The sequence below is a fragment of the Flavobacterium ajazii genome, assembly GCF_010614725.1.
Taxonomy (GTDB): domain Bacteria; phylum Bacteroidota; class Bacteroidia; order Flavobacteriales; family Flavobacteriaceae; genus Flavobacterium; species Flavobacterium ajazii.
The window spans coordinates 130,640-153,141 of record NZ_JAAEHL010000008.1 but is presented as its reverse complement, the minus strand read 5'-3'; the positions used below and the strand labels follow the sequence as shown (position 1 = coordinate 153,141).

At 34.0% G+C, this 22,502-nt stretch carries 18 protein-coding genes; 8 read left to right on the top strand and 10 right to left on the bottom strand.

Annotated features, from left to right (window positions below; all coding sequences use genetic code 11):
- Positions 1–108: 108 nt before the first annotated feature.
- The 6 genes from GWR14_RS15530 to gdhA form a co-directional block, all read right to left on the bottom strand.
- Positions 109–708, bottom strand: a complete 600-nt coding sequence (locus GWR14_RS15530; protein WP_163409994.1) for a lipoprotein signal peptidase — start codon at positions 706–708, stop codon at positions 109–111.
- 91 nt (positions 709–799) lie between these two features.
- The gene (locus GWR14_RS15525; protein WP_163409993.1) at positions 800–1,180 is read right to left on the bottom strand and encodes a TraR/DksA family transcriptional regulator; all 381 of its coding nucleotides are present in this window, start codon (positions 1,178–1,180) and stop codon (positions 800–802) included.
- 7 nt (positions 1,181–1,187) lie between these two features.
- The gene (ileS, locus tag GWR14_RS15520; RefSeq protein ID WP_163409992.1) at positions 1,188–4,589 is read right to left on the bottom strand and encodes an isoleucine--tRNA ligase; all 3,402 of its coding nucleotides are present in this window, start codon (positions 4,587–4,589) and stop codon (positions 1,188–1,190) included.
- Positions 4,590–4,718: 129 nt separating this feature from the next.
- Complete coding sequence (gene recO / locus GWR14_RS15515) at positions 4,719–5,432, bottom strand: DNA repair protein RecO (protein WP_163409991.1); 714 nt, start codon at positions 5,430–5,432, stop codon at positions 4,719–4,721.
- 74 nt (positions 5,433–5,506) lie between these two features.
- On the bottom strand, positions 5,507–7,786 hold the full coding sequence (gene porZ / locus GWR14_RS15510; protein ID WP_163409990.1) for a type IX secretion system anionic LPS delivery protein PorZ: 2,280 nt from the start codon (positions 7,784–7,786) through the stop codon (positions 5,507–5,509).
- A 170-nt stretch (positions 7,787–7,956) separates the two neighbouring features.
- On the bottom strand, positions 7,957–9,300 hold the full coding sequence (gene gdhA, locus GWR14_RS15505) for an NADP-specific glutamate dehydrogenase (RefSeq protein WP_163409989.1): 1,344 nt from the start codon (positions 9,298–9,300) through the stop codon (positions 7,957–7,959).
- 325 nt (positions 9,301–9,625) lie between these two features.
- Here gdhA and GWR14_RS15500 point away from each other — a divergent pair, with 325 nt between their 5' ends.
- Positions 9,626–10,411: a THC0290_0291 family protein gene (locus GWR14_RS15500; RefSeq protein WP_163409988.1), complete on the top strand. Its 786-nt coding sequence runs from the start codon at positions 9,626–9,628 to the stop codon at positions 10,409–10,411.
- A gap of 50 nt (positions 10,412–10,461) precedes the next feature.
- Here the strand turns inward: GWR14_RS15500 and GWR14_RS15495 are convergent, their stop codons facing one another.
- A complete protein-coding gene (locus GWR14_RS15495; RefSeq protein ID WP_163409987.1) occupies positions 10,462–11,604 on the bottom strand; it encodes a cystathionine gamma-synthase in 1,143 nt (380 codons plus the stop codon).
- A gap of 105 nt (positions 11,605–11,709) precedes the next feature.
- Between GWR14_RS15495 and GWR14_RS15490 the strand changes: the two genes are divergently transcribed.
- On the top strand, positions 11,710–12,453 hold the full coding sequence (locus GWR14_RS15490; RefSeq protein ID WP_163409986.1) for a DUF3298 and DUF4163 domain-containing protein: 744 nt from the start codon (positions 11,710–11,712) through the stop codon (positions 12,451–12,453).
- 22 nt (positions 12,454–12,475) lie between these two features.
- Here GWR14_RS15490 and GWR14_RS15485 read toward each other — a convergent pair whose 3' ends face one another.
- From GWR14_RS15485 to GWR14_RS15475, 3 genes are all read right to left on the bottom strand, one after another.
- Positions 12,476–13,615, bottom strand: coding sequence for an ATP-binding protein (locus tag GWR14_RS15485; RefSeq protein WP_163409985.1), 1,140 nt, complete (start codon positions 13,613–13,615; stop codon positions 12,476–12,478).
- Between the two features lie 107 nt (positions 13,616–13,722).
- On the bottom strand, positions 13,723–14,475 hold the full coding sequence (locus GWR14_RS15480; protein WP_163409984.1) for an SDR family NAD(P)-dependent oxidoreductase: 753 nt from the start codon (positions 14,473–14,475) through the stop codon (positions 13,723–13,725).
- Positions 14,476–14,599: 124 nt separating this feature from the next.
- Entirely contained in the window at positions 14,600–15,472 is an 873-nt protein-coding gene (locus GWR14_RS15475; RefSeq protein WP_163409983.1) for an aldo/keto reductase, read from the bottom strand.
- Positions 15,473–15,696: 224 nt separating this feature from the next.
- Here GWR14_RS15475 and GWR14_RS15470 point away from each other — a divergent pair, with 224 nt between their 5' ends.
- The 6 genes from GWR14_RS15470 (at position 15,697) to GWR14_RS15445 (ending at position 22,430) form a co-directional block, all read left to right on the top strand.
- Positions 15,697–16,701 carry an AAA family ATPase gene (locus tag GWR14_RS15470; RefSeq protein WP_163409982.1) on the top strand — a complete coding sequence of 335 codons (1,005 nt, stop codon included), beginning with the start codon at positions 15,697–15,699 and terminating at the stop codon, positions 16,699–16,701.
- Positions 16,702–16,780: 79 nt separating this feature from the next.
- Positions 16,781–17,644, top strand: a complete 864-nt coding sequence (locus GWR14_RS15465) for a DUF58 domain-containing protein (RefSeq protein WP_163409981.1) — start codon at positions 16,781–16,783, stop codon at positions 17,642–17,644.
- A 126-nt stretch (positions 17,645–17,770) separates the two neighbouring features.
- Positions 17,771–19,405: a hypothetical protein gene (locus tag GWR14_RS15460; protein WP_163409980.1), complete on the top strand. Its 1,635-nt coding sequence runs from the start codon at positions 17,771–17,773 to the stop codon at positions 19,403–19,405.
- Positions 19,405–20,406 carry a vWA domain-containing protein gene (locus GWR14_RS15455; RefSeq protein WP_163409979.1) on the top strand — a complete coding sequence of 334 codons (1,002 nt, stop codon included), beginning with the start codon at positions 19,405–19,407 and terminating at the stop codon, positions 20,404–20,406. Before GWR14_RS15460 ends, GWR14_RS15455 begins: the two co-directional genes overlap by 1 nt.
- Before the next feature lie 167 nt (positions 20,407–20,573).
- Positions 20,574–21,608 (top strand): vWA domain-containing protein, encoded by a 1,035-nt coding sequence (locus GWR14_RS15450; RefSeq protein WP_163409978.1) that lies wholly within the window; start codon positions 20,574–20,576, stop codon positions 21,606–21,608.
- A gap of 42 nt (positions 21,609–21,650) precedes the next feature.
- The gene (locus GWR14_RS15445; RefSeq protein WP_163409977.1) at positions 21,651–22,430 is read left to right on the top strand and encodes a tetratricopeptide repeat protein; all 780 of its coding nucleotides are present in this window, start codon (positions 21,651–21,653) and stop codon (positions 22,428–22,430) included.
- Positions 22,431–22,502: the final 72 nt, after the last annotated feature.

The window sequence follows — 22,502 nt, the reverse complement described above, 5'->3', positions numbered from 1 at the left end:
ATAACACATTAAACATTAAAACCCAATAAAGCAAAATTCCAAATTCCGAATATCTGCCGCAATTGAAACTGATATTCGGAATTTAGAATTTCTAAAATTTTAAATTGATTATCCGTGCTTTGGAAAAGCTTTTTTGTTGAAAACTAACAAAATCCCAACTCCAGTAGAAATCGCTACATCGGCTACATTAAAAATAGCATTGAAAAATTCAAATTCTTTTCCTCCGAAAAATGGTATCCAACCAGGTAGATTCCCTTTCCAAATAGGAAAATAAAACATATCCACAACTAAACCATGAAACCATGTTCCGTATGGTTCTGCTGCAAAAGGAGTTGCCAGATTATTATAACTGTCATCAAAAATAACACCGTAGAAAACTGAGTCTAATATATTACCTGCCGCACCTGCCAAAATAAGTGCAATAGCTACAACCAAATAAGAAGAAGCATTCTTTTTTACAGAATCGTAAAGCCAATACCCTATTCCAAAAACAGCAAAAATCCTAAAAACCGTCAAAATTAATTTTCCGTATTCACCAGGAATCTTAGTTCCCCAGGCCATTCCTTCATTTTCAATAAAATGTATCCTAAACCAATTAAAAACATGAGTTTCTTCACCGAGAATAAAGTTCGTTTTTACATAGATCTTAGAAACCTGATCAATTAATAATATTAGAAATATAAGGAGATATGCTTTTCTTAATGACATTTTTTGAATTTTAATGTGGCAAAAATAACAATTAAATCAAAAAACGCCCCTACAAGGAGCGTTTCTTTTATCTAAAATAGAAATTTCTATATTATTTCTGCAAGTTTTTAGCTTCGATACTCATTGTAGCATGAGGGACAATTTTAAGCCTTTCCTTGCTAATTAATTTACCTGTTACTTTGCAGATACCGTAAGTTTTATTTTCTACACGGAATAAAGCATTTTTTAAATCACGAATGAATTTCTCTTGTCTGATAGCTAACTGAGAGTTTGCTTCTTTAGACATGGTCTCACTTCCTTCTTCAAAAGCTTTAAAAGTTGGAGAAGTATCGTCAGTTCCGTTATTCAAATCGTTCATATAGGCACTTTTGATCAAATCAAGATCTTCTTGTGCTTTTTTAATTTTTGCTTGGATTATCTCTTTGAACTCTGCTAAATCTGCATCAGAGTATCTTGTAATTTCATCTATCATTTTCTAACTATTTTGAAATTAATATAATGGTTCTAATGTCATCAAACTCAATTTCTGTGCCGTTTTCTAACGTGTCAGCAAAAACCAGTTCGTCTGTTAATGTTTCAGACTTAATATAGTCTTCATTTTTTGAAACAGCTTCTTCTAAAATACCGTCTCTCTTTATTTGTACTTTGATCTTATCAGTAACTTCAAATCCTGAATCTTTACGGATATTCTGAATTCTGTTTACCAATTCTCTCGCGATACCTTCGTTTTTCAATTCTTCGGAGATTGTAATATCAAGCGCAACCGTAATTCCGTTTGAATTAGCAACCAGCCATCCTTCGATATCCTGAGATGTTATCTCGACGTCTTCTAGTGATAAAGTTACATTATTTCCAGAAATAACAATATCTAACGTCCCCTGCTTGTCCAACTGATTAATCTGTTCTGCAGAAAAACCTTGTATCTCCTTAGAAATCAATCCCATATCCTTTCCAAAACGTGGTCCTAATGCTTTAAAATTAGGCTTAATCTGTTTTACCAAGATACCAGAAGCATCGTCTAAAAGTTCGATTTCTTTCACGTTTACTTCGGCTTTTACCAAGTCAGAAATAGCTTCAATTTCAGCTCTCTGATTCTCGTCAAGTACCGGAATCATTGCCTTTTGCAGAGGTTGACGAACTTTTATCATTTCTTTTTTACGTAGCGATAAAACCAAAGATGAGATCGTTTGCGCCTTCTGCATTTTGCTCTCTAACGTTTTATTAACAAAGTTTTCGACAAATTTTGGGAACTCAGCCAAGTGAACACTGGCAAAATCCTCAGTTCCTGTCGAAGCAGTTAAATCTCTGTACAATTTATCCATGAAAAAAGGAGCAACAGGAGCACTTAATTTACTTATCGTTAATAAGCAAGTATAAAGCGTTTGGTAAGCTGCAATTTTATCTTTTGCATATTCCCCTTTCCAGAAACGACGACGACATAAACGAACATACCAGTTACTCAAGTTTTCCTGCACGAAGTCAGAAATAGCTCTTGTAGCTTTCGTTGGCTCATAATCTTCATAACATTCGTCAACAAATTTTATCAATGTATGAAGTTCAGAAATAATCCATTGATCGATTTCTGGTCTTTCGTTTAATGGAATTTCAGCTTCTGCATATTTAAATCCATCAATATTCGCATATAACGAAAAGAATGAATAGGTATTATAAAGTGTTCCAAAGAACTTACGGCGTACCTCAGCAATTCCTTCGATATCAAATTTCAAGTTATCCCAAGGATTTGCATTTGAAATCATGTACCAACGAGTAGCATCCGGGCCGTATTCTGCAATTGTTTCAAAAGGATCTGTTGCATTCCCAAGACGTTTAGACATTTTTTGTCCGTTTTTATCCAGAACCAAACCATTTGAAACTACATTTTTATACGCTACTTTATCAAAAACCAAAGTTCCGATAGCATGTAAAGTATAAAACCATCCACGAGTTTGATCTACACCTTCTGCGATGAAATTCGCTGGAAAATCTTTATTCTCGTCAATTTTATCTTTGTTTTCGAAAGGATAATGCCATTGTGCATAAGGCATTGCTCCAGAATCAAACCAAACGTCGATCAAATCACTTTCGCGCTTCATTGGTTTCCCAGAAGCTGAAACTAAAGTAATTCCATCCACTACATTTTTGTGCAAATCAATTAAATCATAATTTGATTCAGACATATTTCCGATTTCGAAACCTTTGAATGGATTTTCTTTTTGAAAACCAGCTTCGATAGATTTTTCGATCGCATTGTATAATTCTTCAACAGAACCAATCAGAACTTCTTCTTTTTTATCTTCAGTTCTCCAGATTGGCAACGGAATTCCCCAATATCTAGAACGAGATAAGTTCCAGTCGTTGGCATTTTTAAGCCAGTTTCCAAAACGTCCTTCACCAGTAGATTTAGGCTTCCAATTGATAGTTTCGTTCAGGTCGAACATTCTATCTTTTACATCGGTTACTTTTATGAACCAAGAATCTAGTGGATAATATAATAACGGCTCATCAGTTCTCCAACTGTGTGGATAACTATGTACGTATTTTTCAACCTTAAAGGCTTTATTTTCTTCTTTTAATCGAATAGCGATTTCAACATCTACAGATTTCTCTGGTGCTTGCCCTGCATCGTAATATTCGTTTTTAACATATTTACCAGCTAAATCACCCAAATGAGAAGTGAATTTTCCTTGTAAATCAACTAACGGAACCGCGTTTCCTTCTTCATCCAAAACCAACATCGGCGGTACTTCCGGTTTTGCTTCTTTTGCTACTTTAGCATCATCTGCTCCAAAAGTCGGCGCTGTATGTACAATCCCTGTTCCGTCTTCTGTTGTAACGAAATCTCCTGAAATTACTCTGAATGCATTTTCAGCATTTTGGTATGGCAATACATAAGGCAATAATTGCTCGTAACGGATTTCTACTAAATCTGCTCCTTTTGCTTCGGTTAAGATTTTGTAAGGAAGTTTTTTGTCGCCGTTTTTAACGTTTTCAAAATCAGCATCGTCTTCGCTTAAGAAAAATCCTTTTCCGAATTGTTTTCCAACTAAGTTTTTCGCCAAAACAACATTGATTGGCTCAAAAGTATATTGATTGAAAGTTTTTACTAAAACATAATCGATTTTTGGACCAACTGTCAAAGCGGTATTCGATGGAAGTGTCCAAGGAGTTGTCGTCCAAGCTAAAATGTGGATATCTCCAAAACCTTGCAAGAATGAAGGCAAAGTTTCTGAAAGTGTTTTAAACTGTGCCACAATTGTAGTATCCGTAACATCACGGTAAGCTCCAGGCTGGTTTACCTCGTGAGAAGACAATCCAGTTCCTGCTTTCGGAGAATAAGGCTGAATTGTATAACCTTTGTACAACAAACCTTTATCATAGATTTGTTTCAAAAGCCACCAAACCGATTCCATATATTTCGGTTTATAAGTCACATACGGATCATCCATATCAACCCAATACCCCATTTTTTCGGTCAAATCATTCCATACATCGGTATAACGCATAACGATTTTTTTACACGCTTCGTTATATTCTTCGATCGAAATTGTTTTACCAATATCTTCTTTTGTAATTCCAAGTTCTTTTTCGGTACCCAATTCTACAGGCAAACCGTGAGTATCCCATCCGGCTTTTCTTTTTACCTGAAAACCTTTTTGAGTTTTATATCTGCAAAAAATATCTTTAATCGCACGTGCCATTACGTGGTGAATTCCAGGTAATCCGTTTGCTGAAGGCGGACCTTCAAAAAACACAAAAGGTTCAGCACCTTCGCGAGTTGTTACACTCTTTTCAAATATATTTTCTTTCTTCCAAAAATCAAGAACTTCAGACGCTACAGTTGGTAAGTCAAGTCCTTTGTATTCAGTAAATTTTGTACTCATTTTATCCTTTTCTTAAACGAGGTGCGAAAGTAAGGAATTTTGAGGAAAATAGATAAAAATGTAGTAAAAAAGACCGATTTCGGTAAATTTAGAACAGAACCTACAACAAAAATTGACTCTTTTATTGATTTAAGAGAAAATTTCTTTTAAAACCTCTAATGATTTGGGCTTTTTGAATCCGTCAAGATGCAGACCGTAATACTCAATTAGAACTCTCAGAAGAATTTGTCTTTCTAAAACATGAAAGACTTTTTGATCGTTATCGAATTTTAATTCCAATAATTTTTTAAACAAATTAGTCTCATGTTCAGATAGCACATTCCCTTTTTGAAAAAGTGTAAAAACACCTTCATTCATATCAAAATAAGGCAAATCAGTTTCTGAAACATCAGGATAAAATCCGAGATATTTAGTAATCTCTAAAAGTAGTATTAAGTGAAAATTAGAAATTTCGTGATGATGGTCCAACCAGGTCAGCGCTGTTTCTAAAAATAGAAAAAGCTGTTCGTTTTTTTCTTCTTCCTGAATGGAATAATGAAGCATTTCTGAAAGAAACATCACCATCGTACTTTTTACAATATTCGTATGAATGCTCTGAAACGGAACCGCACTTTTTATTTCTTTAAAATTTTCTAAAGTTCCTTTATTCTTATGAACGGCCTCAATTTCTAAAATCGAAAAAGGCTGAAAATAAGCAATCTTCTGGCTTGCTTTTCTGATCGAAAAAGCGTCACGAACAAAATAAGATTTCAGTCCGTTTGAAAGTGTAAAGCATTTTACAATCAGACTTTTTTCCTGAAATTTTAAAGATGAAATTACTATGGCTTTGGTTTTGACAAGCAAAATTCTAGATTTTTAGACTTCTTAGATGTTATACTATTTTAAATTTCCCGACTTTTGACTTTCAGACTTTTTAACTACCTTATAATCATCACTTTTTTAACTTTAGTTTCGCTACCATCCTGTGCAGAAATAAAAATCATATAAACTCCCGAAGCTACTTTATATTTGCCAAAGGCAGTTGTATCCCACTCGATTGTTCCTCCTTCTGATATTGTTTCATAAACTAAATTTCCTTCTATATCAGTCACTTTTACATTGGCTTTATCAATCAATCCCGCAATTTTTACTGTACCTGAATAAGCAGGACGTACGGGATTAGGATAAACATAAACATTGTTTAAATTTTCATTTGCTTCTGTTGATACACCTTTGAAGGAAATCATACCTTTATTTGTTACAATAAAAACTTCACCAGTAATATTGTTTATTTTAATATCATTTATAGTATTACTTGGAAGAGGAGAATTGTTTATAGTAAAGTGATATTTTGTCTCCTGACCATCTGAAGACACCATAAACACACCCGAATCAGCAGTACCTATCCATTTGTTATTGGCACCGTCTACTACAATAGAACTTATAAATTGTTCATAGAGCAACTCCTGAGCCAAATTATCTTCCATTATAATAATTGGATTCGTTTTTAATTGTGAATCCGTTTGAAAATTCCCTACATTGGACAACACACGAAGTCCTTTTGATGTTCCTATCCAAAGCTGATTCTTAATATCAACTGCCAGTGAACTTACATAAAGATTTGGCAAATTGCCATCATCAGTCCCTGTAGTTATCTTTTTATAAGTATTAGACTTTTCGTTAAATCCGACAACCCCATTTATATTTGTTGCTATCCATTTTGTATTATTTTTATCAATAACAATATCAGAATAAGAAGTACCTTCTGCATTATCAAGAATTCCTGTCATTGAATAACTTTGCCACTGACCATTGGCTTTTAAAACTTTTAATCCATTTTTAATTAAACTATTGGTAATCCATAAATCCCCTGATTTATCAAATACAGTTCCATTAATCCGGATATCTATATAGTTCGCCCCGGCAAATGTTAAGCTTTCCAAGCCACTATTTTTTTCATTGTATAAAATCGATGGTACCTCATTCTCAATTTTAAGTAATCCCGAAAAAAAAGAACTGGCATAAACCTGATTTACATTGTTCGGATTTATTATAATTCTAGTCATTGATTTAGCATCAAAAACCTGAGAATAAGGAATATGGAGCCAACCAGAAGAACTATATTTACTTATTCCGTAACTATCTAAAGGATAAGGATTATAAGTCATAGTATAATCCCCATAAACCATCCATATCTGATTCGCAAATACATCTATTGAAAAAATATTATTTCGCAAAGGTCCCTCTGGCGTACTATTCTCAAAAACAGACACAGCAAACAAAGACGAACTAAACACCCCGTTTTCTGTTGTACCAATATAAATCGTATCTCCAATTGCAGTTGCACAGCTAAAATTTACCCCAGCATCGAGAACCTGAGTATTAGAAATCTGACGACTCAGAATCATTTGATTAGTATAAATATAAACTGTACCTGGAGTTGTAACAAACAACTGGTGATTTACCACCCTCATATCTGAAGAAGATTGTGGAAGCTGAAAAAAACCAACAAAAGAATTTGAATTATACCTATGAATGTATCCGGAAGAATTAATTGCAATGAGTTCTGTGTCTAACGTTTCTACACTCGACCAATTACCGGAATTAACAACGGCCCATTGATTATAATCGACTAAATTTGGATTAGTACTATCTGCTCGTCTTATCCCGCTTGAAGTAGCCGCATAAATAAAGCCATTAAAAAAAGTAGTTTGTTTTACACTAATTTCAGCACCGCCATCACCAATAAAATAAGTGTCTCCAAATTTCGAAGTTGCTAAATTAAACTGCACAATTCCGAAATCACAGGAAACATAAATCAATCCGTTATATTCCATGAAATGGTTGATTTTTTTTAGATTAGACGGTAACTGTTTATTAATTATATCTACCACTTTAAGCATACTCCCATCTTCATTTACAACAATAATCAACCCGTTTTCATAACCTATTATCATTTTTTTTAAAGCTTCACTATAATGCATTACTGATATAGTCTGCCCTGAAAGCCCGTCAATAGTTGTTATAGTTTTAAGAACATTAGTCGTTAAATTTTTTGAAAACAGAGCATTTTCAGAAGCAGCAATAATGCTTGTAGGCCCAGTAGTAATATCTTTAATAGCATTATATGAAAAATAACCTTGCCAGGAAGATGATCCCTGCGAAAAACAATTTTGAACAGCTATAAAAAACAGAATATATAGAAACTTTTTTTTCATTTGTTTGAAAGATTCAGATTGACAAATATACTACAAACGAAAGTATTTGATTTTTGTTCTGTTTTAAATTATTCTTTTTTAAAGCAGAACAAAATTCGGAAAACAAAAATGCCTCCAATTCTATCCTTATTAAAGAATGAATGAAGGCATTTTGTAAATTCTATAAATATTTACACTACTCCCTGAGCAAGCATAGCATCAGCAACTTTAACAAATCCGGCAATGTTAGCTCCTTTTACATAGTTCACATAACCATCTTTTTCAACTCCATATTTTTTACATTGATTGTGAATTCCAATCATAATGTCCTTTAGTCTCAAATCCACTTCTTCACTTGTCCAGTTAAGACGAATAGAATTTTGCGTCATTTCTAATCCGGAAGCAGCAACTCCACCGGCATTTGCAGCTTTTCCAGGTGCAAACAGCACTTTATTATCTAAAAATAATTTAATTGCATCTAATGTCGAAGGCATATTTGCAGCCTCGGTTACACACAAAACGCCATTATCAATAAGTTTTTGGGCATCTTCACCATTTAATTCATTTTGTGTTGCGCATGGAATTGCGATATCCACTTTTACCTCCCAGGGACTTTTCCCTTTATGAAAAACAGCATTCGGGTATTTCTCTAAATATCTTTCTGCCCTATTATCCCCGGTTGCTCTCATCTCCAACATATGGTCGATTTTTTCTCCGGAAATTCCTTCTTCATCATAAATATAGCCATCAGGACCAGAAAGTGTCACTACTTTACCTCCGAGTTCATTTACCTTTAAAGCTACTCCCCAGGCAACATTTCCAAAACCTGAAATAGCAACTCTTTTACCTTTAATTTCATGCCCTATAGTACGGAGCATTTGATCTGTAAAATATACTACGCCATAACCAGTAGCTTCAGGCCTTATTAATGAACCTCCGTAAGCCAAACCCTTTCCAGTTAAAACTCCTGTAAATTCATTCCTAATCCTTTTATACTGCCCGAACAAATAACCGATTTCTCTTGCTCCGACACCGATATCCCCAGCCGGAACATCCAGGTCTGGCCCAATATGACGGCATAACTCTGTCATAAAGGATTGGCAAAAACGCATAATTTCAGCATCAGATTTTCCTTCCGGGTCAAAATCAGACCCTCCTTTTCCTCCTCCCATTGGCAGGGTCGTAAGACTATTTTTGAAAACCTGCTCGAATGCCAGAAATTTCAGCACAGAAAGGTTTACTGTATGATGAAATCTTATTCCTCCTTTATATGGTCCGATTGCTGAGTTCATCTGAATTCTAAATCCTCTATTTACAATGATTTCACCTTTATCATCTACCCATGGAACCCTAAATATTATCGAGCGTTCGGGTTCTGCTATTCTTAAAAGTAGGTTTTTCCCATCATATTTTTTTTGTTCTGCGATAAACGGAATTACCGTTTCTGCAAACTCTCTTACTGCCTGAAGAAACTCAGGTTCATTTGGATTTTTTGACTCTATGAGAGCCATAAATTCATTTATTTTTTGTTTCATCATTTTGAAATAAATTACGCTGACAAATCATTTATAGTATCAGTTAAATAAGAAAACATCATTAAGAAAACGTTTTCGTTATTAATAACAAAGGTAAAGCAAAATCATATTTCAAAATTCATTTTTATAACATTTTTATAAGAATTATATATTTTTCAAACAAAACTACAATACATGAAAGCAACTATTATATTCTAAATCAAACCTAAAATTATGATTAGCCTTTTAAGTGTTTTATTAGTTATTTTTTAATTGGCTAATTAATTATTTCAAAGTCGGTTATGTTTTTTATATATTTGCCAATGATTTGAAAGCCCAAAAACTCATGTTCAAGCAAATAGTATTTACTTTTTTTACATTATTTGGTATTTCCACGGTATCAAATGCACAATTAGCCTACGAAATTGGATTCTTTGCCGGTCCTGTAGCTTTTCAGTCTGACTATGGACAAAGAAACGATCAATCCACCAACATCGGAAATACCGGGTTTGGAATTGGAGCGGTACACTGGATAAATTTTTCATCTGCAGCAAACGGAAACGAATATTTCAACGAACACTTTAAAGTTCGTTCTGAAATTTCTTTCACTCACACCAATTTCCAGCATTATGGAAAATGGATTGAAGGCAAACCATCAGTGGAAAAAGATAAACTAAAAGCCATGAGTGGAAAAACTAGCACATTAAACATTGGTGCTCAGTTAACTTATTCTCCTTTTATGACAATTCATGAATTTGAAAAACATGTGGGGAGTTTCTACCCTTACTTTAGTGTAGGCGCTATGGCGAGTTATTATGACACTAAAGCCAATTCTTCTCTTGGACCATTAGGAACATCAGCTACAACTTTTAATAAATATCTAACACCTTCAGACGGTCATCAATACGGTTTTGCAAGTGAAGGCGGTATAACATTCTCTGTACTTCTTGGAGTTGGCGTACAATATAAACTGGATGAAATGAACGATTTACTTTTTGAAGTTCGTTACCAGGGATTCAATTCTGACTGGATTGATGGATTAAACCCTAACAGAGATCTTTACAAAGAAAATAAAGCAAATGACTCACAGGTCTGGTTTAATTTTGGATATTCACATTATTTAGAATTCTAAAAAACGATATAAAAACAACCCCTAATTCTTTCGAGTTAGGGGTTATTTTTTTATGCTAAAGCCTGTTCTAAATCAGCTATTAAATCTTCGGCATCTTCAATCCCTACACTCAAGCGTACCAGATCATCTGTAATTCCAACTTCAGCTCTTTTATCTACCGGAATGGAAGCATGGGTCATTAAAGCCGGATGATTTGCTAAAGATTCTACTCCGCCCAAGGATTCTGCCAGCGTAAATACTTTTAGCTTTTCTAAAAACGCAATAGCATCTTCTTTTTTTCCTGAAACAAAATCAAAAGACACCATACCACCAAAAGCTTTCATTTGTTTTTTTGCAATTTCATGAAAAGGATGACTTGCTAAACCCGGATAATAAACCGTTTTAATCTTAGGATGATTACTTAAAAATTCAACTATTTTTTCTCCGTTTTCACAATGCCTCTGTACTCGCAATGAAAGCGTTTTAATTCCTCTCAAAACCAAAAAACTATCCATTGGTCCCAAACTAGCTCCCGTTGCAAATTGCTGAAAATGCAATTGTTCTCCTAAAGCTTCATCATTTACAATTATAGCTCCGGCAATAACATCTGAATGCCCGCCCAAATATTTAGTTGCCGAATGCATTACGATATCTGCTCCTAAATCAAGCGGTTTTTGCAAATAAGGTGTTGCAAAAGTGTTATCAACTGCAAGCCAGATTTTGTTTCCTTTTGTGATTTTGGCGACTTCCTCGATATCGGCCAGTTTCATCAAAGGATTGGTTGGTGTTTCTATCCAGATCAATTTGGTATTTTCATTGATTAATGATTTCAGTTTTGCAATATCAGTCATATCAACAAAATGAAATTTAATCCCCGAATCTTTATAAATTCTTGAAAACATTCTGTAAGTTCCGCCATATAAATCATCCATAGCAATTACTTCGTCCCCGGCTTTAAAAGATCTCAAAATACAATCTGTCGCTGCTAAACCTGACGAAAATGCTAACCCTCTGGTACCGTTTTCAATACTTGCCAAAGCATTTTCTAATGCTGTACGGGTCGGATTCGATGCACGACTGTACTCGTAATCACCTAATGGCTTTCCCGGACTGCTCTGAACAAAAGTTGAAGTTTGATAAACCGGAGGCATTACTGCTCCTGTGGCTGGATCATGATGTTGTCCACCATGTATTACTTTAGTATTGAATTTCATATAGTTACAAATTTTTATTACATAATTCTTTCACAAATTTACCTCTAAATTTATTCAAATCCTGACACAACTCACTACCTTTGTATATAATTAACACTTCTTAAGATGAAATACTTAACTCTTCTTCTCATAGTGATTATATTACTCACCGGCTGTACCAAAACGCTAACAATTGAAAACGAGATTTTTGAAAAAGAATCCAAAATACCCTGCAAAAAAGATTGCCCTAAAATAACAATCGATATACCAGTTGCAAAAAATATTCCTGTAACCGCTGACAGCATCAACAAAAAAATATTAAATACTTTAAAAGAAATCGCCTATTTTGGTGAAAAACCATCAACTGTAAAAGATTATAATTCGATTGCTAACTCTTTTATTGCTTCATATGAAGAAATGCATAAAAAATTTCCAACTGAAACTTTTGGCTGGGAAGCAAAAATCACAGGAAATATCGAATATCAATCTGATCAGATTTTAAACATAAAAATTGATCACTATACTTTTACCGGAGGTGCTCATGGCTATCAGGGTTATAGCTCTCTTATCTTTAACCCCAATACCGGAAAAACCATTTTTAATGAGGATTTGTTTAAAAGCGAAAAGGAATTTAAAGATTTTGCCGAAAAAGAATTCCGAAAAAAATATAAAATTCCGTACAATGTAAATATAAATTCAACCGGTTTGATGTTTGAAAATGATAAGTTTCAACTGCCACAGAATATTTTTTATACTACAGAAGGCCTGCTTTTATATTACAACTCTTATGAAGCAGCTTCTTATGCAGACGGGCCAAAAGAGATTTTATTTCCGTATGAACAGGTGAGTAAATATTTAAAACTTCTATAGATCTAAATATAAATTGATTAGATTATTGAACGTCGTATTTCATTTTACGTAAAACCCGTAATGCTTCCTTAAAAGACAAATACACATGCCCAAAAGGTTTTAAAAGTAATTTGGCATCTATCAGTTTTTGTTTGGCTTCATCAAAACCATTCAGATAACAAATCATAAAAGTAGAAGGCAGGTTCTCTAAATCTTTTAATTCACGTTCTGATAAAGCAAAACCTTTTTGTAATTTTTGAAGCAGGGCAATATTTGAATTATAAATATGAAACAACATTCGTTTATTGAATTCCGGAGGCTGAAAAAGCATTTGCCGGTCAATTTTATAATATCCGTTATCAAAAAAATGTATGGTTTGCTTCTCCAATGGATAATAACTGGTTTTATCATTTAATCCCAGAGGAACATATTCAGTTATAGTAAAAGTATCATCATCAAAAACAATTGTAACAACATCCTGTGCTGAGTAAAAAAGCTTAATCTGTTCATTTATCAATTCGATATCGACACGTGAAAGAAAAGTTTTATCTCTTGATTTTTTTGGGACACCAGCCCAGCAAATCACAAACAATTCTTTAAAAACCCGATATTTTGGTGACATATCTTTATGTCTGAAATTCATAAAATCAAAAACACCGTCAAGCGTATACTGAATACTGTTTCGGGAACTGTTTTCTATTCCAATAACGGTTTCTGTATTCTGATAATTTTTTTCAACTTCACCTTCTACAGGAACCGAATTACTGCCGCGCCTGACAAAAATACTATTAGCAGGAATAGTATGAATTCCTTTTTTGAAAAATGAAATCTGGCTTTTGGGTTTAATGGTAACCAGTCCAATAACCTTGTCTTTCGGCAGGTTTGGGAAAGGTACATTTTCGTACTGAATTTTAGGCGGATTTTCTAAAAACGCATTGACAAGATTCTGAATCCGGCTGTCATCAAAAAAATCATCCCCTACAATTTCGTTATCATGATCTTCAACACCAACAACAATATAAGAATTATTTGCCGGATTTGAATTTGACAATGCACAAATGTGTTTCAGGAACTTTCCTTTTCCTTCACGCGAATGTAAATTCAGCTGCCTTTTTTTATCATAAAAACTACTCTCGTCATTGTGAGCGAGAAGATTTTTAATTAAAAGGCGTTTGTTAATCATTTCTTATTAGATATTAGACTGGCTTAGATTATTAGAGTTCTTAGATTGTTTTATTTTAGACTTCTCAGATTATTAAACAGCTAAATCTAATAAGTCTAAAATCTAAGCTAGTCTCTTTTCACAATTGTTGATGATGCTTGTGCTGCCGGCATAACAATCAAATCGGCAATATTTACATGATATGGTCGTGAAATCACAAAGTGAATAATATCAGCTATATCATCTGCTTTCAAAGGGTCAAAACCTTTATAGACATTTGAAGCTCTTTCAGCGTCACCTTTGAAGCGTACTTCACTAAATTCTGTTTCAACCAAACCCGGATGGATTCCGCTTACTTTTATTTTGTATGGATTCAAATCGATTCGCATTCCCTGAGTAATAGCATCTACTGCATGTTTTGATCCGCAATATACATTTCCGTTGGCGTAAACCTCTTTTCCGGCTGTTGAACCAATATTGATAATATGCCCGGATTCTCTTTTTGTCATTTGCGGAATAATAGCTTTCGAAACATATAAAAGTCCTTTTACATTGATATCAATCATGGCATCCCAATCTTCGACATCTCCATTTTGAATTGGGTCTAATCCATGGGCATTCCCTGCATTATTAATTAAAACGTCAATTTCCGAAAAATATTCCGGCAATGAATTTATACTTTCAAAAACAGCATTTTTATCCCTGACATCAAAAGCTAATGAATGCACCTCTGTATATTCTGAAAGTTCTTTTTCCAGTTCGGTCAGCCTTTCTTTTCGTCTTCCGCAAATAATCACTTTATAATGGTTACGCGCAAATATTTGTGCTGTTGACTTGCCAATACCACTTGTAGCACCCGTGATTAAAATTGTTTTTTTCATTCTGTTTGAGTTTTTTGAGCCACAGATTACGTATACTTTACAAATTAAAACCTGATAATCTGTGGCAAATATTTTTTCGCTTTAAGCGAAACTTAAAAATTTCGTATAATTGAAAATCACTTATTTAAAGCAACTCTTCTCCTCTGCTTTCTGCCCAAATGGCAAACCAGTCTTCCTTATCCATTTGCAGTTCGACTGCCTTCATCAGTGATTGAATTCTGGCTACGTTTACTGTACCTGCAACTGGAATTATTTTTGCCGGATGTTTTAAAATCCATGCCAGCAAAAGGGTGTCTGAACCTAAATGATATTTCTCTACAAGAACCGAAAGCAATTGTTTCAGACGGCGTGTTTGTTTGGTATCTTCCCTAAAAACAGTTCCAAGTGGGTTCCATGCCAATGGACAGATACCGTGAATTTGTGCATAATCAAAAGTTCCGTCTGTCATCGGTTCAAAATTCGTTGCCGAAAACTGTACAGAGTGATAACTGACTTCTGTTTTCTGACGAATTAATTCAACTTGTGAATTGCTGAAATTTCCAACCCCGAAATCAATAATTTTCCCTTCTGATTTTAATTTTTCTACTGCTTCTGCAATTTCATCAGCCTGCATCAACGGACTTGGTCTTTGTAGTAAAAAAACATCAATATAATCTGTTCTTAATTTTTTCAGGGACTCTTCTGCAGACCAGATAATGTATTCTTTAGAATGTTCATAATGTCTGATTTTATTATTACGGTTTGTATTCACCATCTGAATACTGCATTTTGTAATTAACTGTAATTTTTCACGTGAAATTTTACTATCCTGAAGCGCTTTTCCAAACTCGGCTTCAGTGGTATAATCTCCATAAATATCGGCATGATCAAAAGTGGTAATTTTATTTTCGATACAAAGCTGTATCATACTTTCCATTTCTTTAGGAGACAGATTTTTATCCCACACCCCCCAATTCCTGATACCTGAAATTACAGGTGATAGTAACGTTTTGCTCATGGTTTTGCTGTATTATTTTTAGTAGTAAACATGCTTCATTAAAGCATAATCATCAAAGTTCTTAAAAATATAAAAATAGATTCACAATTCGTCCTTAAAATTAGGTCTTTGGTCGAATTTTTAACCATTCTTTAACATCTTACTTCTCAAAAAATATTCAATTTGCACTCTCAAAAATCAGGCATAAAAATCAAGAGTTTTAAAAGGTTTTTAAAAATATTTATATGGAAGAAAATACAACGACTTTAGACATTAGAGCGATAAATGAAAAAATTGAAAGAGAAAGTGCTTTTATAGACCTTCTTACAATGGAAATGAACAAAGTTATTGTGGGTCAGAAACACATGGTCGAGCGTTTATTAATCGGGCTTTTGGGACAAGGGCATATTTTGCTGGAAGGAGTTCCGGGATTAGCAAAAACCTTAGCGATAAACACATTGTCTCAGGCAGTACAAGGTTCTTTCAGCCGTATCCAGTTTACGCCGGATTTATTACCAGCTGATGTTATCGGAACAATGATTTACAACATCAAAGCAAACGAATTCTCTATAAAAAAAGGACCTATTTTTGCCAACTTCGTACTTGCCGATGAGATTAACCGTGCTCCTGCAAAAGTTCAGTCTGCACTTTTGGAGGCGATGCAGGAAAAGCAAGTTACTATCGGTGACACGACTTTCAAACTTGACCGTCCGTTTTTAGTATTAGCAACCCAGAACCCTGTAGAGCAAGAGGGAACTTATCAGCTTCCCGAAGCTCAGGTTGACCGTTTTATGCTTAAAACTGTAATCGATTATCCTAAAATCGATGAAGAGCGTTTTGTAATCCGTCAGAACTTAAAAGGATCTTTTGAAAAAGTAAATCCTGTAGTTTCTGTTGATCAGATTTTGCGTGCGCAGGAAGCTGTTCGTGAAGTTTATATGGATGAAAAAATTGAGAAATACATACTTGATATCATTTTTGCAACCCGTTATCCTGAGAAATACAAACTGGCAGATCTAAAACCTCTTATCAGTTTTGGAGCTTCTCCTCGTGGAAGTATCAATTTAGCCAATGCAGCAAAATGTTATGCTTTCATCAAACGTCGTGGCTATGTAATCCCTGAAGATGTGCGTGCCGTTGTACATGATGTTCTCCGCCACAGGGTTGGAATCACTTATGAAGCTGAAGCTGAAAATATTACTTCTGTAGACATCATCAACAAAATCATAAACGAGATTGAAGTACCTTAAAAGTTGATGGTTGATAGTTTTTTGTTGATGGTATATACGCCATCAACCAACAACCATAAACCATAAACCAAATTAAAAAATGGATACAAAAGAGCTTTTAAAAAAAGTACGGAAAATAGAAATCAAAACCAAAAGACTGAGCAATCATATCTTTTCGGGAGAATACCACTCTTCATTTAAAGGACGAGGAATGACATTTAGCGAGGTCCGTCAATATCAATATGGCGATGATATTCGTAACATCGACTGGAATGTAACCGCACGTTATAACGAAGCCCATGTAAAAGTTTTTGAAGAAGAACGCGAACTCACCATGGTTTTAATGGTAGATATTTCCGGTTCTGAAGGCTTTGGCTCAAAAAGTCAGTTTAAAAAAGACATCGTAACCGAAATTGCAGCAACGATGGCTTTTTCGGCTACACAAAATAACGACAAGATTGGTCTGATATTGTTTTCTGATAATGTCGAATTATATATTCCTCCTAAAAAAGGCCGCTCACATGTTTTGAGAATCATTCGTGAGTTAATCGAATTTGAACCAAAAAGCCAGAAAACCGATATCGGTGAAGCTTTGAAATTTTTATCTGGAACACAGAAAAAGAAAGCTATTGTTTTTATGATTTCAGATTTCATGTCTGAAAATTATGAGCATACCTTAAAAATTGCTTCTAAAAAACATGATATTACCGGTGTTCGTGTATATGATATCCGTGAGGAAAAAATCCCGAATTTAGGAATGGTTTCTATGCTTGATGCTGAAAGTGGTAAAATTCAGCTGGTAGATACCGGTTCAAAAAAAGTACGCCTGAATTACGAAAAACATTATCAGGAAAGATTAAATTATTTCAAAGAAACTTTTAGTAAATCAGGAGCCGGAGTTGTGCATACAAGAGTGGACGAAAGTTATGTAACCAAATTACTGGGTTATTTTAAATCGAGATAATTTGGATTATCAGACATCTTAGATTGTTAGAATATTAGATTAATTTGAAATAATCATAAATAAAATCGCTTAAGCTGAATCCGTTTTAAATATTCATTTTAGACTAAAATCTGAAATCAAAACCAAATGAAATTAAAATTTTACATATTTCTATTTTTACTTTCTTCAGCTGTTTTTGCACAAAGCAAGCAGATTGAGACCACTATTGATACTACAAAAAATAAAATTGGCGCCGAGTTTAAGCTAACCCTTAAAACCATAGTAAATTCAAAATCTAAAGTTGTATTTCCTGCTTTAAAAAACATTGGCCCGTTAGAAGTTATTCAATCGTATCCAGTTGATACCGTTAAAAAAGACGGCACTTATGAGCTTATTAAAAAGTATGGTTTAACACAATTTGACTCCGGAAGATATGTTATTCCTCCGGTTAAAATCCTGATTGATAAAAAACCTCATTTAAGTGACCCTGTTTCTGTTGAAGTTGCCAGCATAAAAGTAGATACCCTTCAGCAAAAAATGTATGACATTAAAGACATTTCTACTGTAGAAAATGGCATTGGTGACTGCTGGATTTATCTTTTAACAATAATTACAATCATCGGAATTGGTGCTTTTGTTTACTGGTACATCAAAAAACATCAGAAGAAAAAAATTGAAGAGGAGGTTTATAAAACACCAATCGAAAAAGCTACGAGTTTGCTAAATGTATTAGAGAAAAAAGAACTTTGGCAAAAAGGTGAAGTGAAAGAATATTATAGCGAACTGACTGATATTGCCCGAAATTATATCGAAGAGGCAATTCAGATTCCAGCGATGGAAAGCACAACTTCTGAATTGATTCAGGGACTTAAAGCGGCTTCTACTAAAAAGAAAATGAGTCTGACTCCTGAAACTGTAGAAAACCTGGAACGCGTTTTAAGACAGGCCGATTTGGTAAAATTTGCAAAATCTAAACCATTAGAATTCGAAATTACAGAAGACAGAAATAAAATTCAGAAGGCAATTTTAACGCTGGATAATGCTATTCCAACAGAAGTTCCTGTTGAGGAAGCTGATCAGTTATTAAATGAAGCGCAAAAACAAAAACAAATCAAGCTTCAGTTAAAAAAACAAAAAAACAAACGTATTGCAATTACAGTGGGCACAGTATTGTTTTTAATAACTGCTACTACTACTTACTTTATTGTTACAAAAGGATTCAAGTTTGTAAAAGACAATTTGATTGGGCATCCAACAAAGGAATTACTGGAAGGAGAATGGGTAAAAAGCGAATACGGAAATCCCGGGGTTTTAGTTGAAACTCCTAAAGTTTTAAAACGATTAGATACTCAAAAAGTACTGCCAAAAGAAGCAATGGCACTCATAAAAGAAATGCAGCTTTTTGGTTATGGAAGCTTATTAGACAACTTTTACATTACGGTTTCTACAGCAAAATTTAAAGCCGAAACAGAAATTGATTTATCAAAAGCGCTTGAAGGTAATTTGAAAATTATCGAAAGCCAGGGAGCCAGAAATATGATTGTTAAGCAGGAAGATTTTGAAACCAAAGAAGGAATTACTGGTATAAAAGGTTACGGAACTTTTACTCTTATTAACGAAACCCTAAAATCGAGTACTAAAATTTACTATGAAGTCCTAATGTTTAAACAAGAAGGCGGATTGCAGCAAATTGCTATATTCCATGAAGAAGGAGACACCTATGCCAATGATATTTCAGATCGAATTTTAAATTCTGTTGAACTTAAAAGAGCGAGCAACTAATGGAAAAAATAACTTTTTTAAATCCGGAATTTTTTTGGCTGTTTTTACTAATCCCAATTGCAATAGGATGGTTTTTCTGGAAACGTAACCAGCAATCTGCTACCTTAAAAATGAGTTCAACTCAGGGTTTCAAAAATAGTGAATCCCTTTTAACAAAATTAAAACCTTGTTTATATGTTTTCAGAATTATCGCTTTGTGTTCATTGATTATTGCTTTGGCAAGACCAAGAACGGTTGACATCAGCAATGAGACTAAAACAACAAAAGGAATCGATATTGTAATGGCAATTGACGTTTCCGGAAGTATGCTGGCAAAAGATTTAAAGCCTAACCGTATGGAAGCTTTGAAAAGAGTTGCTGCTGATTTCGTTAACGAAAGACCAAATGACAGAATCGGATTGGTTTTATATGCTTCTGAAGCCTATACCAAGACTCCTGTTACAAGTGATAAAGCCATCATTTTAGAAGCTATTAAAGAAATCAAATACGATAATGTATTGCAGGACGGTACCGGAATTGGAATGGGACTTGCAACTGCCGTAAACCGACTTAAAGACAGTAAAGCAAAAAGCAGGGTTATCATCCTTTTGACAGATGGTGTAAATAATGCAGGATTCATTGAGCCTGAAACAGCTTCTGACATTGCAAAACAATACGGAATAAAAGTATATACCATTGGAATCGGAACTAACGGAATGGCTGAATTTCCTTATGCATACGCTCCAAATGGCGGATTTTTATTCAAAATGCAAAAGGTAGAAATTGACGAACAATTACTGAAAAGCATCGCCAGAAAAACAGATGGAACTTATTTCAGAGCAACCAGTAACGATAAACTAGCCGAAATATACAATTCTATCAACAAACTTGAAACCACTGAAATTCAGGAATTAAAATTCTATGATTACGATGAAAAATATAGGTTTTTTGTATTGATTGCCGGGGTTTTATTACTATTAGAAGTTGGTTTAAGAAATACAGTTTACAGAAGCTTTATTTGATTTTTCAAATCAAAAAATTCCAATTTTGAAATTCCAAATAACAAATTTGAGCTTCAAACAAGGAATATAAAAAGTAAAAACAAACAAAAAATTGAAATTTAAAAATTAATATTTAGATATAACAAAGATTGGAATTTGGAATTTAATTTTTGGAATTTAAAAATTATATGGAACTAGACGAAAAAAAATATTTATATCTATTATTTCTCATCCCGATTGTGGTATGTATTTTTCTTTTTAATCTATATTGGAAAAGAAAAAAACAACGTGAGTTTGGTGATTTGGAAATGGTAAAAAAACTAAGCCCTGAACGCTCTGTTTTTAAACCAGTCTTAAAATTAATTGTGTTTCTTTTGGGCATAACCTGTCTGATTATAGCTTTGGTAAATCCAAAAATTGGAACTAAAATGGAAACCGTGAAGCGTGAAGGAATTGATATTGTTTTTGCTGTTGACGTTTCAAAAAGTATGCTTGCAGAAGATGTGGCGCCAAGCCGTTTGGAAAAAAGCAAACAGTTGGTTTCTCAAATCATCAATCAGTTAGGAAGCGACAGGATTGGAATTGTTGCTTATGCCGGAAGTGCTTTTCCGGTTTTACCGATTACAACAGATTACAGTGTTGCCAAAATGTTCCTTCAGAGCATGAATCCCGGAATGGTATCATCGCAGGGAACCTCACTTGACGAAGCAATAAAATTATCAGCAACTTATTTTGATGAAAAAAGCAAAACGAGTAAACTGTTAATCCTGATTTCTGATGGTGAAGACCACTCAGAAGGAGCTGAAATCGCAGCAGAAGAAGCCAATAAAATTGGAATGAAAATCATTACTATTGGTATTGGGACAGAAAAAGGAGCTACAATTCCGTTAAAAGAAAATGGTGTAATCAGAAGCTATCAGCAGGATCAAAACGGTGAAACTGTTATTACCAAATTAAATCAGGAAGGTTTAAAAGCAATTGCAAAAGCAACCAAAGGCGGGTATGTTTACGGAGGAAGCACAAAAGAAGTTCTGGAATACGTAAAGAATGCTTTAAATAATATTCAGAAAACAGAATTTGAAGCTACACAAATGGCCGAATTTCAATCTCAATTTCAGTGGTTTTTAGGTTTTGCCTTCCTACTGTTGTTTTTGGATATTTTCCTTCTGGAAAGAAAAACAAACTGGATAAACGAGTTGAATTTATTTAACGAAAAGAAATAATTGTTTCGGATAAATTACGGAAACAAAAAATAAAAAAACAGAATGAAAAATTTACTTCTTTATATTTTACTAAGCTTTTCTTTGGCAATTAGTGCCCAGGAAAAAGATAAAACATTGCCTCAAGCCAATGAAGAATATAAACAGAATAAATTTGTTGATGCTGAGGCAGATTATAGGATTTCACAATCAAAATTCCCTAAAAAAGCTACTGCTTCGTATAATTTAGGAAATACTATTTACAAACAAAATCAGATATCAGAGGCAAAATATGCTTATGCAAAAGCGATTAAAAATGCCAAAACCAGACCTGAGAAACACAAAGCTTTTCATAATTTAGGAAACGTACTTATGAAAGAGAAAGATTATTCGCAAGCTGTTGAAGCTTATAAAAATGCACTGCGTAATGATCCTGCAGATGATGAGACACGTTATAATTATGCTTTGGCCAAACAAAAACTAAAAGAGAATCCTCCTAAAAACGATAAAAACAAAGACAAGAACAAGGATAAAAAGGACGACAAAAAAGACGACCAGAAAAAGGACGGCGACAATAAGGATAAAGATAAAAAAGACGGGAAAGACGATCAGAAGAAAGACGACAAAGGCGATAAGGACAAAGACAAAAAAGACGGTAAAAACGATCCGAAAAAAGATGATAAATCAAACAATAACGGAGAGCCAAAACCTATGCCGGGCGGAATTTCAAAAGATCGTGTCCAAAATTTACTCGATGCTGTAAATAATGAAGAAAAGAAAATTCAGGACAAGGTAAATGCACAAAAAGTAAAAGGAAGCCCTAGAAAAGCAGAAAAAGACTGGTAAAATTATCGTCCTAAATGGAGGTTTGGAATCCATTTAACCGGACAAAAAAGGATATATTTTTTAACTAAAAAA

Bases quoted from the DNA above. Each gene is read 5' to 3' on its own strand.
- GWR14_RS15530 (WP_163409994.1), bottom strand. From the start codon at position 708: ATGTCATTAAGAAAAGCATATCTCCTTATATTTCTAATATTATTAATT.
- GWR14_RS15525 (WP_163409993.1), bottom strand. From the start codon at position 1,180: ATGATAGATGAAATTACAAGATACTCTGATGCAGATTTAGCAGAGTTC.
- ileS (WP_163409992.1), bottom strand. From the start codon at position 4,589: ATGAGTACAAAATTTACTGAATACAAAGGACTTGACTTACCAACTGTA.
- porZ (WP_163409990.1), bottom strand. From the start codon at position 7,786: ATGAAAAAAAAGTTTCTATATATTCTGTTTTTTATAGCTGTTCAAAAT.
- gdhA (WP_163409989.1), bottom strand. From the start codon at position 9,300: ATGAAACAAAAAATAAATGAATTTATGGCTCTCATAGAGTCAAAAAAT.
- GWR14_RS15500 (WP_163409988.1), top strand. From the start codon at position 9,626: ATGTTCAAGCAAATAGTATTTACTTTTTTTACATTATTTGGTATTTCC.
- GWR14_RS15495 (WP_163409987.1), bottom strand. From the start codon at position 11,604: ATGAAATTCAATACTAAAGTAATACATGGTGGACAACATCATGATCCA.
- GWR14_RS15490 (WP_163409986.1), top strand. From the start codon at position 11,710: ATGAAATACTTAACTCTTCTTCTCATAGTGATTATATTACTCACCGGC.
- GWR14_RS15485 (WP_163409985.1), bottom strand. From the start codon at position 13,615: ATGATTAACAAACGCCTTTTAATTAAAAATCTTCTCGCTCACAATGAC.
- GWR14_RS15480 (WP_163409984.1), bottom strand. From the start codon at position 14,475: ATGAAAAAAACAATTTTAATCACGGGTGCTACAAGTGGTATTGGCAAG.
- GWR14_RS15475 (WP_163409983.1), bottom strand. From the start codon at position 15,472: ATGAGCAAAACGTTACTATCACCTGTAATTTCAGGTATCAGGAATTGG.
- GWR14_RS15470 (WP_163409982.1), top strand. From the start codon at position 15,697: ATGGAAGAAAATACAACGACTTTAGACATTAGAGCGATAAATGAAAAA.
- GWR14_RS15465 (WP_163409981.1), top strand. From the start codon at position 16,781: ATGGATACAAAAGAGCTTTTAAAAAAAGTACGGAAAATAGAAATCAAA.
- GWR14_RS15460 (WP_163409980.1), top strand. From the start codon at position 17,771: ATGAAATTAAAATTTTACATATTTCTATTTTTACTTTCTTCAGCTGTT.
- GWR14_RS15455 (WP_163409979.1), top strand. From the start codon at position 19,405: ATGGAAAAAATAACTTTTTTAAATCCGGAATTTTTTTGGCTGTTTTTA.
- GWR14_RS15450 (WP_163409978.1), top strand. From the start codon at position 20,574: ATGGAACTAGACGAAAAAAAATATTTATATCTATTATTTCTCATCCCG.
- GWR14_RS15445 (WP_163409977.1), top strand. From the start codon at position 21,651: ATGAAAAATTTACTTCTTTATATTTTACTAAGCTTTTCTTTGGCAATT.